At 75.9% G+C, this 13,378-nt stretch carries 2 protein-coding genes; both read right to left on the reverse strand.

What is annotated here, in order from left to right; genetic code table 11:
- Positions 1-206: 206 nt before the first annotated feature.
- A complete protein-coding gene (locus ABD954_RS03000; RefSeq protein ID WP_345484159.1) occupies positions 207-11,762 on the reverse strand; it encodes a non-ribosomal peptide synthetase/type I polyketide synthase in 11,556 nt (3,851 codons plus the stop codon).
- Between the two features lie 26 nt (positions 11,763-11,788).
- Complete coding sequence (locus ABD954_RS03005) at positions 11,789-13,270, reverse strand: MFS transporter (RefSeq protein ID WP_345484161.1); 1,482 nt, start codon at positions 13,268-13,270, stop codon at positions 11,789-11,791.
- Between the last annotated feature and the right edge of the window lie 108 nt (positions 13,271-13,378).

The following is a 13,378-nucleotide window of genomic DNA, read 5'->3' on the forward strand; positions in this document are numbered from 1 at the left end:
ACCGCACCGGCCGTCTCCCCGGCGTTCGGCACCGGACCGGGCGGCCGGGGTGGGAGGGCCCGAACCTGACGGTCGGGGCGGGAGGGGCCGGTGCGGGGGGCCGGCGGGCCCCGCTTCGTGCGGCCGGATGCCCGGATACGCCGGGCGAACGGCGCTCCCACGGAGAGCGCCGTTCGCCGGGGCGGGCCACCGCCGGGGGCGGGCCCTCACGTCGACCGGCCCTGGAGCGCGGGCCGTTCGGTCAGCGCCGACAGCGGTGTGTCCGGGCGGGAGGTGACGGTCGCGAGGAGCCGGGTGAACTCCTCCGCCCAGCGGGCGACCGTGGCGGCGTCGAAGAGGTCGGTGGAGTACTCGAAGGTGACTGTGATGCTGCCCGGGCGGGGCACGAGCACCACGTAGAGCTCGTTGCGGGCCGCTCCCCGGACGGGGACGGAGGTGACGGTGGCCGAGACCTCGCCCAGCCGCAGGACCGGTGCCGGGGTGGTGACGACGGTGAACAGCACCCTGGGGAAGAGTCCGTCCGCCTCCTGTGGCGCGACCAGGCGCACCACCTCCTCCAGGGGGAGCGCCTGGTGGTCGAGGACGCCGAACAGCGTGCCGCCGAGGCCCGTGACGAGGTCGGCGAAGGTCTCCGCCTCGGAGAGGCGGGCCCGCAGCAGGACGGCGTCCCCCAGGAGCCCGACGATCTCCTCGTGGGCGCGCCGCCCGGCCCGGTTGGCGCTGGAGGCGGCGAGCACCACGTCGCGGGCGGCCGTGCCGCCGAGGCCCGCGGCCCAGGTGGCGAAGGACGCGGCGAGCACCGTGTACGGGGTGGCGCCGAGCCGGCCGGCGACCTCGGCGACCCGGTCCGGTACGGGCCCCTCGACGACGTGCCGGTGCAGGGCCCCCTCTCCGGAGAGCGTCGCGGGGCGGGGCCGGTCGTACGGCAGCCCGATGTGCAGCCGGGCACCGTCGAGTTCCTCGCGCCAGAAGGACTCCAGGCGGGCGCGGCGGGGGCCGGTGAGCTGTTCCGCCTCCCAGCGGGCGAAGTCGGTGAACTGCGCGGCGGGCGGGGCGGGCAGGTCCGCCGGAGCGGGCGACGCGAGGGGGACGGCCGGGGCGGCTGCTCGGGCGGCCGTTTCGCCGCCGTGTCCCCCGTGCGGGCGGTACGGGCGGTACAGGCGCCCGAGGTCGTTCCACAGGATGCCCATCGACCAGCCGTCGCAGACGGCGTGGTGGAGCACGACCATGAGGACCCACCGGTCCTCGGCCGTCCGGCCGAGCCGGAAGCGGAACAGCGGCGCCCGGTCCATCCGGAAGGGCCGCTCCGCCTCGTCCCGGCACCAGCGGTCGACGGCCGGCGCACCGAGCGGCGTGAGGTCGTCGAGGGGCAGGTCGACCGGAACGTCGGTGAGGGTCTCGACCAGGAGCTCGCCGTCGCGTTCCACGCCGCGGCTGCGCAGGGCGTCGTGACGGCGTACGAGGGCGGCGAGCGCACGGGCGAGCGCCTCCGGGTCCAGCGGGCCGTGCAGGTCGACGCGGTGGACGACGTTGTAGACGGCGGGGTCGGTGCGCTCGTGGTGACGGCGCCAGAGCCGGCGCAGCGTGGCCGGCATGGGGACGGGGCCGGCCGGCCGTACGGCGGGCGGGGGCGGCGCGGGGTCCTCGGCATCGAGCAGGCGGGCGACGGCGCGGAGGGTCGGGGCGCGGAAGAAGTCCGCCATGGACAGGGCGACGCCGTGTTCGGCGGCCATCCGGTTGAGCAGCCGGACGGCGCTGAGCGAGTGGCCGCCGAGTTCGAAGAACGAACGGGTCACCGGCACGCGGCCGACGCCCAGTTCCTCGCACCACAGCTCGTGCAGGGCCTTCTCGGCACCGGTCGCGGGCTCGTCGCCGGAGTCGTACGGGGCCGGGGCGGCGGCGTCCTCGGGCGCGGGCAGCCGGCTCCGGTCCAGCTTCCCGGACGTGCCGACCGGCAGCCGGTCCAGCCACACCCAGTGCCGCGGCACGAGGTGGTCGGGCAGCTCCGCGGCCAGATCGGCACGGAGCGCCTCGGCCTCACGGGCCGTGTCGGGGACGCGCGGTCCGGTGGGCGTGAGGTAGGCGACGAGTTCCGTGTCGCCATTGTGGTTCCTGCGGGGCACGACGGCCGCGTCGCGCACGGCGGGCCGCCGGGTCAACGCCTCCTTGACCTCGGCGGGTTCGACCCGGTGGCCACGGATCTTGACCTGGTCGTCCACGCGGCCGAGGAACTCCAGGGTGCCGTCGTTCCTCCAGCGGGCCAGGTCGCCCGTGCGGTAGACCGTCTCGCCCGCCGGGGTGGTGAGGAAGGCCGCGGCCGTCTCCTCGGGCCGCCCGTGGTAGCCGTACGCCACGGCGACACCGCCCACGTGGATCTCGCCGGCCGCGCCCCGGGGCACCTCGGCGCCGGTCGCGTCCCGCAGGGTGATCCGCACGCCGGGCAGCGGCCGGCCGATGGGCGGCCGGGTGCCCCCGGCGGGGTCCACCCGGTGGGAGGTGACGATGACGGACGTCTCGGTCGGCCCGTACTGGTTGTGCAGGGCGCAGTCCGGGTGCCGGTCGAGGAAGTCGAGGAACGCGGGGGTGAGGTGCAGGGCCTCGCCCGCCGAGAACAGCTCGCGCAGGTCGGGCAGCCGAGGCCCGGTCTCCATCAGGTACGTGAGCGGGGTGCACGGCAGGAACATGCGCTGCACCCGGTGCCGGCGGGCGGTCTCGACGAGGGCGGCGGGGTCGTGCCGCAGCGCGTCGTCGATCAGGACGAGGGCGGCCCCGGCGGCCAGGGTGGTGAAGATCTCCTGGACGCTGACGTCGAAGGCGGGCGAGGTCCATTGCAGGGTGCGGAGCCCGGGGTGCTCCTCCAGGTGCCGCAACACCATGTTCACGGGGCCGCGGTGGGGCACGACCACCCCCTTGGGCCGGCCGGTGGAGCCGGAGGTGTAGATGCAGTACGCGGGGTCGTCGGGCGTCACCGCCGGGAGCCCGTCGGGGTCTTCTGGCGTGGCCTCGTCCGGCATGGCCTCGTCCGGCATGGCCTGTTCCGGGGCGGCCTCGTCCGGGCCGGCGTCGTCCGGGGCGGGCGGCTCGACGGTGAGGAGTCGCCGGCCTTCCAGGGCGGGGTGGCGGGCCCGGGTCGCCGCGTCGGTCAGCACCAGCACGGGACGGCCGTCGGCGAGGAGCTGTTCGACGCGGGGCCCGGGCTGGGACACGTCGACCGGCAGGTACGCGGCCCCGCTCTTCAGCACCGCGAGCAGCGCCGTGATCAGCCCGGGGCCGCGCGGGAGCAGCACCGCGACCCGTTCGCCGCGGCCCGCGCCCCGCGCGCGCAGCCGGGCCGCCAGCCGGTCGGCGGCACGGTCGAGCTCCGCGTAGCTCGTCCGCCCGCCGTCGGCGGCGGACAGCAGGGCGACGGCGTCCGGTGACCGGCGCGCCTGCGCCTCGAACAGCCCGTGGAGGGTCTCGGTGACGGCCGGCCAGGGCTCCTCGGCGCGCCCGAGCCGGGCCAGCTCCACCCGGCCGGTGTGCGTGGGCGCGGTCAGCGCGGCGAGTGGCGCCCCGGGATCGGCGAGGACCCGCCGCAGCAGCTGTTCGACGTGGTCCGTGAACCGTCGGACGTCGCTCTCGGTGAACAGGTCCGTGTCGTACTCGGCCATGAAGCGCACGCCGTCGTGGTGGTGGGTCAGATAGACGCCGAGGTCGAAGGGGGCGCGGGCGGACGGCATGTCGAGGAGCGTCGCGGCGAGGCCCGGCGGGTCGAAGTCCACCCGGCCCTCGTTCTCGTACTCGACCATCACCTGGAACAGCGGGTTGCGGCCGGGGTCGCGGCGCGGGTTGAGCGCGGACACCAGCTCGTCGAAGGGGACGTCCCGGTGTTCGTACGCGGCGGTGCTGCGCTCCTTCACCCGGCGCAGCAGCTCCGTGAAGTCCGGGTCGCCGGCCAGGTCCACCCGCAGCGCCACCGTGTCGAGGAACAGGCCGATCTCGTCCTCGGCGCCCTCGGGCCTCGCCGACACGGCGGTGCCGACGACCACGTCGTCATGCCCGCCGAGCCGGCCGAGGACGGCGCCGATCGCCGCCGTGAGCACCATGAACAGGGTGGAGCGCCGCTGGGCCGCGAAGCCCTTGAGGCCGGCGGTCAGCCGTCCGTCGAGGGCATGGGTGAGGCTCGCGCCCCGGCCGGACCGCACGGCCGGGCGGGCCCGGTCCGAGGGCAGGGTCGCATCCGCAGCGCCCGCGAGTTCGCGCCGCCAGAAGTCCAGGACCTCGGCCCGGCGTGCGGGCGCGACGTCGGGGACCGGCCGGGCGGCCGGCGGGCGCGGCGCCGGGGCGGTGTCCGGCACGGTGTCCCGGGCGGTGTCCGGCCGGGCCCGGTAGTGGGCGGCGAGCTCGCGGGTGAACACGACGGTGGAGGAGGAGTCGAAGACGATGTGGTGGGCCAGGAGGAAGAGGACGTGCCGGTCCGCCGCGAGGCGCAGCAGCCGGCACGAGAACAGCGGGCCCGTCGCCAGGTCGAAGCCCGTCCCCGCCGCCCCGGCCAGCGCGGCGGCCAGGGCCTGCTCCTCGGTGGAGCCCGTGTGGTCCTCGACCGGGCAGTCGACCTCGACCGCGTCGTGGATCCGCCGGACCGGTTCGCCGTCGACCGTGTCGAAGACCGTGCGCAGCGCGGGCTGCCCCGCCACCGTGCACCGCAGCGCCCGGCGCAGCCTGTCCACGTCCAGGGGTCCGTCCAGACGGATGGCCTTCGGCTCGTGGTACATGCTCGTGCCGGGGTACATCTGCTCCACGAGCCAGATCCGCCGCTCGGGTGGCGTCAGTTCACCGGTGACGGTGACAGCTGAGGTGACGGCGGGGGCGGGGGCGGCAGTGGGGGCGGCCGGGCCGGGGAGAACGGCCGGGGCGGGGACGGCGGCCGGCACTGGGACAGTGGCCGGGGCGGGTACGGCGGCCGGGCTGGGGACGGCGGGGCGTTCTCCGGTCCGCCTGCGGAGGGCGTCGATCTCGGGCAGCCCGGCGAGCACCTTGTCCGCGGGGACGCCGAAGTCCACGAAGCAGGCGATCTCGTCCGCGCCGGCCTCGGTCAGCCGCCGCACGGTCTCCGCGACGGACCGGGCGTCACCGATGAGCGCACGGGAGGCGCAGTAGCTCTCGTAGGCACGCCCGAGCAGGAACTCGACGTCCTCCTCGGGGGTGTTCGCCAGGTCCACGTCGAAGCCCAGGCTGTTGGTGACCTGGTCGAAGAGGGCCAGTGAGGAGCGGAGGTAGGAGACGAAGGGCCGGTACGCCTCCTGCCGTGCCGTCTCCGCGTCCTTCGTGAGGTAGGTGTGCACCAGGACCACGACCCGGCCGGTGGCGGGGTCGTGACCGTGCTCGGCCCGGGTCCGCCGGTAGAGCGCGATGTTCTCCGCCAGCTGCTCGACCGACTGCGCCATCAGGTTGGTGACGACGCCGAGTCCTTCGGCGGCCGCCCGGCGGTAGCTGCCGGGGTTGCCCAGGACGGCGACGTAGAGGGGCGGCCGGTCCTGGACGGGAGTCGGGTGCAGCCGGATGTCGACGGGGTCTCCGTCTCCTGCGGTCAGGGTGACCGGCCGGCCGGACCAGAGGGCGCGGACCGTGTCCAGGCGCTCGTACATCACCTCGCGGTGCGACCCGAAGTTCTCCGGCGCGAGCGCGAAGTCCCGGGCGTGCCAGCCGCTCGCGAAGCAGAGCCCGGCCCGGCCGCCCGAGAGGTTGTCGACGACGGACCACTCCTCGGCGACCCGTACGGGGTGGTGCAGCGGGAGGACGACGGAACCCGCGTGCAGCCGGACCCGGCTGGTACGGGTCGCGAGGGCTGCGGCGAGGACGGAGGGGTTGGGGAACGGCGCGCCGAACGAGTCGAAGTGCCGCTCGGGGAACCAGACCGCGTGGAAGCCGTTCCGGTCCGCGAACTCCGTCGCCTCCAGGATCAGCCCGTAGGTATCGGCGACGCCGGTCTCGGGATAGTCACCGAAGAAGTACAGGCTGAAGTCACAGCCGGGCGGGGCGGCTTGGGGGGACGGCTGCGGAGCCGGGGCCGGGCGGGGTGCGGGAATCGGCTCCGGGACAGGGGTCATGGCCGCATCAGGGACCGGGGCAGGGCCCCGGGGCGGGACCGCCGCCGTATCCGTGACCGGGGCAGGAGTCGTGACCGGGGCAGGAGTCGTCACTGCGGCAGGAGTCGCGGCTCGGGCGGGGGCCGGGGCAGCGGTGGTCGACCGGGCATCGCTCAGCGCCTCAAGCTGGCGTTCCATCAGGTCCGTCATCCGGTCCACGAGGTGCTCCGCAAAACGGAGTTGCTGCGCCACGACCTCCCGCAGATCACCGCCGCCGTCACCGTCACCCGCCTCCGGGACGGGCTCCGGGACGGGCTCCGGGTTCGGCTCCGGCTCGGGCGCCGGAGTCGGGGTCGGGGTCGGCCGCAGCTCCGGGGCGGGTTCCGGCCGCGGCTCCGGGGCCGGCTGCTCCAGCGCGTCACCCCTGAGCCGTACGACGAGTTCGGCGAGGGCACGCGGCGTGTCGGCGTCGGCGAAGAGCTCGCGCACGGGGACCCGTACCCCGTAGCGGCGCTCCAGATCGGCGGTGAGGCCCATCAACGCCAGGGAATCGGCACCCAGGGCGAAGAAGGAGTGCTCGGGCCCCACCTCCGCCGGGTCCAGGCCCAGCTTGACCGCGGCCAGCTCCCGTATGCCGAGGATCACGTCTTCCGGCACGGCCCCTCGGGCCCGCGCCCCCACCGGTTCGGAGGCAGGAGCAGGGGCGAGGGAAGGAGCGGCGGCAGCGGCGGGGGAAGGAGCGGCGGCAGGGGTGGAAGGCGCGGTCGGCAGCGGGAAGCGGCGCCGGCGGAGCGGGTGGCCCGGCAGCGGAACGCGCCCGGCCGCCGGGGTCACCCGCGACCAGTCGACGTCCGCACCGCGCCGGTAGCGCTCGCCGAGCGAGTCGAGGAAGCCCTGCCACTGCTCGCCCGCGGCGGCTCCCTGGCCGGGCCGCCAGCGGCTGTCGGGCAGGCAGTGCCGGCCCACGCGGGCCAGCACCTCGCCGGTGCCCATCTCCAGGAAGTCCGCGCATCCTTCGCGCGCGGCCGCGGCCGCCGCCAGGTCGAAGCGGACGGGTTCGCGCGCCTGGCGGACCAGGTACTCGGGGTCGACCCTCCAGCCGGGCGGGCGGACCGCGCCGTCGAGGGTGCTGGCCAGCGGAAGCCGCAGCGGGCGGCGTTCCAGGCCCTCGACCAGTGTCCGCAGCTCGGGGAGCACGGCGTCGAGGTGACGCGAGTGGAAGGCCCGGTCGACCGGCACGGTGCGCCAGGGGGTGCCCTCGGCGTCGAGGAGGCGGCGGGCTTCCGCCAGCGCGTCGGGCGTGCCCGAAAGGACGTGGGAGCGGGGCCCGTTGACCGCCGCCAGCTCGCTTCCGGACCTCTCGGCGACGCGGTGCGCGGTCATCAGGTCGGCGCGGACGGTCAACATGCCGCCCGGCGGGCACGCGCGCTCCATCAGCCGGCCGCGCCAGGCGGTGATCCGCAGCCCGTCCTCGACGGACAGGGCGCCGGCCGCGCACAGCGCGGCGTACTCGCCGACGCTGTGCCCGAGCACGAGGGCGGGAGTCACACCGGCCGCCCGCCACAGCGCGGTGAGCGCCATCTGGTGCGCGAAGAGGGCGGGTTGCGCCACCGAGGTCGGCCAGGGACGGTGGTCGCCCGTGCCCGTGCCCGTGCCCGTGCCCGCGTCCGCGTCCTCGTCGAGCAGCAGCGGCAGCAGGGTGCCGCCGGACTCCTCCGCGTAGAGGCGTTCGCACAGCTCCAGGATCCGGCGGGCCTCGGGGTGGGCGGCGTGGATCTCGCGGGCCATGCCGGGGCGGGCGCTGCCCTGACCGGGGTAGGCGAACGCCTCACGGCCGAGCGGGGTGCCGTCGGCGGTGGCGTGTTCCAGGGCGGCGGCGAGCTCCCCCGGTGTGCGGCCCACGACGGCCGTGCGGTGCGGGCGGTGGGGCCGGCCGAGTGCCAGAGTGGCCGCCACGTCCGCGGCGCTCAGGCCGGGGTGGTCCAGCAGATGACGGCGGAGCGTGCCGGTGAGCTCGGCCAGGGCTTGCGGGTCCCGCGCGGAGACGGGCACGAGCACGGGGTGCGGCAAGGTGGCGGGCGTCGCCGTCTGGTGCGGGGAGGCGGCGGGGGTGCGGCGGGCCGGCGCTTCCTCCAGGATGACGTGGGCGTTGGTCCCGCCGACGCCGAGCGCGCTGACCCCGGCCCGCAGCGGGATGCCGGGCGGCGCGGTCCACGGCCGCAGCCGGGTGCCGAGCACGAAGGGGCTGCCGTCGAGGGCGAGGGCGGGGTGGGGGCGGTTCAGGTGGAGCGTCGGCACGAGGGTGCGGTGCCGCAGCATCAGCACCGTCTTGATCAGGCCCGCCATGCCGGCGCAGCTGTCCAGGTGGCCGATGGCCGGCTTGACCGAACCGAGGGTGCAGAAGCCGGTGTGCCCGGTGCCGGCCCCGTAGGCACGGGACAGGGCCTCGAATTCGACGGGGTCCCCGAGCTGGGTGCCGGTGCCGTGCGCTTCGACGTAGGTGACGGTCTCCGGCGGGACGGCCGCCTTGCGCAGCGCCTGCCGTACGACGTCGACCTGACCGGCCGGCCCGGGGGCGCTGAAACCGGCCTTGTCCGCACCGTCGTTGTTGACCGCCGAGGCCAGGATGACGGCGTGCACGGTGTCGCCGTCGGCGAGCGCGCGGTCCAGCCGCTTGAGGACGACGGCCGCGACGCCGTTGCCGCCCACGGTGCCGTCGGCGTCCGCGTCGAAGGCCCGGCAGCGGCCGGTCGGGGAGAGGATGGAGCCGGGGTGGCTGTGGTAGCCGGAGTCCTGCGGGGTGTGGACGGCGGCGGCACCGGCCACTGCCAGGTCGCAGTCGCCGCTGAGCAGCGACTGGGCGGCGAGGTGGACGGCGACGAGGGAGGTCGAGCAGGCGGTCTGGACGCCGATGGCGGGACCCGTGAGGCCGAGCCGGTACGCGACGCGGGTGGCGAGGAAGTCGGGTTGCCGTCCTATGGCCGTGAGCAGCCCGGTGGCCGGGTCCGCGGGGACCTCCGGGGCGGAGCCGGTGGTGGGCGGCTCGGTGCGGGCCGTGTTCTGGTGGTCGTAGAGGTTCATGCCGCTGCCGGCGAAGACGCCGATGCGGGTCTCGGGCGCCGACGCCGCGTGACCGGCCTGTTCCAGTGCCTCGTGGCAGCATTCGAGGAAGAGCCGGTGGGCGGGGTCGGTGAGTCCGGCCTCCTTCGGGTTCATGCCGAAGAACTCGGCGTCGAAGCCCTCGATGTCGTCGAGGACACCGCCGACGGGCACGTGGGACGGTGCTGCGGAGCGGCGCGGGAAGACGCTGACGTTGTCCCTGCCGTCGCGGAGGTTGTCCCAGAAGGCGTCGACCGAAGCGGCGCCGGGGAGGCGGGCGGAGAGGCCGATGATCGCGATGCGGTGCTCGGGCCGGGCCGGGTCGCCGGGGGCGGCCTCCGGGGCGGGGGCCTCGGGGGCGGGCGCCTCGGAGGCGTGCCGGGAGCTCGCCCGGACGGTGGACGGCCCTGCGGGCAGGGGCGGTTCGCCCACCAGGTGGGCGGCGAGGGCGGCGACGGTGGGGTGCTCGAAGGGGGCGGTGACCGGGACGGTCCGGCCCAGGCGCTGTTCCAGACGGCCCCGGAGCCGGCCGAGGGCGAGGGAGGTCAGGCCCAGCTCGTAGAAGGGCGTGTACGGGTCGACCGGCTGCCCCACCAGGGCGGCAACGGCCTCCCGTACCTCGTCCAGCATCGCGTCCCGAGCGTCGCCGTCGGCATCGAAGGCGAAGTCGAAGGCGAAGCCGGTGGCGGTGGCGGTGTCCGGAGCGGTGTCGGCGTCAGGGCCCGGCACCACGTCCGGGTCCACCTGCGCGTCCGGACCCGGGCCCGGGGCCGGGGCCGGGGCCGGGGCCGGGGCCCGGTCGAAGGTGCCCGTGAGCAGGCGGTCGCGCAGTTCCCCGCGCCGGATCTTCCCGGCCGGTGTGCGCGGGAATTCCGCGTCGGCGACGGGCACGGCGCGGGCGACGGTGAGCCGGAGTCCCGCGAAGACGGCCGCCTTGATCCCGGCGGCGACGTCCCGGTCGGTTGCCGGGCTGCCCGAGCCGACGAAGAACACGACGAGCGACTCGCTGCCGGTGGCCGGGTCGGGCACCCCGCAGGCGGCGACGGCGCCCGCGCGCGTGCCGGGGACGGTGGCGGCGACGTCCTCGACCTCGTGGCAGAGCACGTTGTGCCCGTTGACGATGATCAGGTCCTTGCTCCGGCCGGTGATGGTCACCTGCCCGTCGGCGAGGAAGGCGAGATCGCCGGTGGCGAGCCAGTCCCGGCCGGCCGGGAAGGCGGCGCGGTCCGCCTCGGCGTCGCGCACGTAACCGGGCGTGACCCGGGCCGCGCAGCGCACCTGGAGCGCACCGACCCGGCGTTCGGGGAGCGGCTCGCCCCGGCCGTCGACGACCCGTACCTCCGTGCGGTGCGCGGGGGCGCCGACGGACACGAAGGTCAGCACGTCCCGCTCCGGTGTGCCGGCGTCGGCGGTCACGAGGGCGCCGCCGAGGGTGTCCTTCCGGATCCGGTGCACGGAGCCCGCGCGTCCGAGCCGCCCGTACGTGATGGCCGTGACCGTCTCCGCCATGCCCCAGGCGGGGACGATGTGCTCCTCGCGCACGCCGTACGGTCCGAGGGCGCCGAGGAACGCCCGCATCACCGGCAGGGGTATCTGTTCGCCGCCGCACAGGAGCGACCGTATGCCGGTGAGGTCCCAGGTGCGGCCGGGGTGCTCCGCGACCGCTTCGGCGACCAGCCGGTAGGCGAAGGCGGGCGCCCAGCCGTGGTTCGCGCGGTGCGCGTCGAGGAGGTCCAGCCAGCGCAGGGGCTCGGCCAGGACGTATCCGGTCGGCGCGTGCACGTTGGTGCAGCCGGCGAACACCTCGAGCAGGTGGGAGAGGAGGAAGGCTCCGCTGTGGTCCAGCGGGAGCCAGTTCACGCTCGTGTCGCCCGGCCGTACGTCGAGGATCCGGCGGGTGCTCGCGGCGAACTCGGCGAGTCCCGCGTGGGTGAGCCGGGCCGCCTTGGGCGCTCCGGTGCTGCCGGAGGAGAGCATGAGGAGGGCCACGTCGGAGCCCTCGGGCTCGACGACGCCCTCCTCGTACCAGTCGTGCTCGCCGGGTCCGCCGTGCTCGCCGGGTCCGCCGTGCTCACCGTGCTCGCCGTGGTCGGCTCCGGCCCCCTGCGGCCGTCCGTCGAGGCAGTCCTCGGCGACCGCGGAGCGCAGGCCGGGGGCGGTGGTGGCCAGGGAGGCGGCGCCCGCCCGGTCGGTGAGCACGAGCGGTTCTTCCAGCAACGCGCAGGCGTGGCGCAGCCGTTCGAGGGCGGGGGATGCGGGCTCGGCGCGTTCGGCGACGAGCGCGGGCCGGGCGCCGCCGAGCAGGCAGGCCCAGACGGCCGGGAAGAACAGGGGCAGCGGCAGGCCGCACAGGACGATGTCCGTGCCGGGGCGCAGGCCGTGCCGCCGCAGCCCGGTGAGCATGCGGCGGGCCTGGGAGAGCAGTTCGGGGTAGCGCAGCGTGCGGGTGCTGCCGTCGTCCTCGACGATGACGACCCCGGCCTCGGGGTGGCGTTCCGCCGCACGGTGGAGGGCCGCGACGGCGTGCGGCGCGTCGTCGTCGGTGAACTCCAGCTCCGGCCCTCGGTACAGGGCATGGCCGGGCGCTCGCTCCATGGGTCGGCTCTCCTCGTGCGTCGACGTCAGCGTGGGGTGGTGCGGGGGGCGGGGAGGCGTGATCGGTCCGCCCGGCGGCGGGCGGTGTACGTGGTGAGCAGCAGGGTCAGCGCGCCGCAGCAAGCCAGGCCGTGGAAGAGGCCCACGACCACGAGGGCCGGCCATGCGTCGAGGGCGGCCGCGGCGCCGACCGTGCCGAGGGTGAAGCCGCAGGTCTCCGCCGTCGCGGACAGGCCGAAGAGACGGCTGCGCTCCCGGTCCGGGGCCGCCTGGAGGCGGGAGGTGTAGACGATCTCGGTGATTCCGTCCGCGACGCCCGCGAGGCCGGCGACCAGGGCCAGGAGGAGGGGCCCCGGACCGGTGAAGGCGAGGACGAAGCAGATCGACATCGCGCACGTGCCGACGGCGAAGGCGAGGGTGCCGCCGGGTCCCTCGGCGACGGCCGTCTGCCTCCGTCCGAGGATCTGGTGGGCCAGGAAGGTGCCCGCGGCCCAGGACGCCCAGAACTGGGTCATGAAGAGGGCGGGGTTGCCGGGCGTGCGGAGTTCGGCGACGAGGGGCAGGGCGACGTTGTGCGAGGAGGAGGCGAGGGCGTCGACGCCGCGCAGGACGACCATGCCGAGCAGCAGGGCCGGCACCGTGGTGAGGACCTGCCTCAGGTTCGCGGCCCCCGGACCTTGCTCCGGCTTCGCCCCTGCCCCTGGCTTCGCCCCTGACTCCGGCGCCGGCTCCGGCGTCGGCTTCTGCTCCGTCCCCGACCCCGGCTTCGGCTCCGCCCCCGACCCCGACCCCGGCCCCGACTCCGGCTTCGGCTCCGCCCCCGACTCCGACCCCGGCCCCGACTCCTGCTCCGGGTCTTCGGCCCGTGGCGCATCCTCCGGTTCCTCGGTGCGTACCCGGAGGCGGAGCATCACGGCCGCCGACACCAGGAAGCTGGCGCCGTTCAGGGCGAACGCGGCCTCGTGGCCGGCGAGGCCGACGACGGGTGCCGCGGAGGCGAAGCCGGCCACGGTGGCGAGCGAACGGGCCGTCACCAGGCGGCCGTTGGTGCGCACCCGCGCCCCGGCGCCCACGAGGACCGGGATCGCGCTGCGCAGGGCCACGTTGAAGAAGGTGTTCCCGGCGCCGAGGACGCTCACCACGACGGCCAGCAGCCACACCGGCACCGCGCGGCCCTGCACGACGAGGACCGCCATGGCGGCGGCCTGGCACAGGTCCGCCGTGATCATCATCCGCCTGCGGCCGATCGCGGCGGCCAGCGCACCGGCGCCGAGCCCGGCCAGCAGACCGGCGAACAGCCGCAGGGCCATCAGGAGTCCGAGGCCGAGACCGCTGCCGGTCACCGCGTAGACGAACAGGCTCAGGGCGACGAGGTTGAGGAAGGTGCCGTAGGAGGAGACCGCGTAGGCCGCCACGACCGCCCTCAGCTGCCCCGCCGAGGCGGGACCGGACGCCACACGCGGGGGTCGCCCGGTGACCGAGGCGGCCCGGCGCATCACCTGACGCACGATCACGAGGGTCCGCCGCGGCCGTCGTGGGGTGGTCGACGCGCGTGCAGCACGGACGGAGGCTACCAAGCGATCACGGACAGCGGGAGTGCGTTGCGAAGGGCGGGG

The sequence above is a fragment of the Streptomyces roseoviridis genome, from assembly GCF_039535235.1.
GTDB lineage: Bacteria > Actinomycetota > Actinomycetes > Streptomycetales > Streptomycetaceae > Streptomyces > Streptomyces roseoviridis.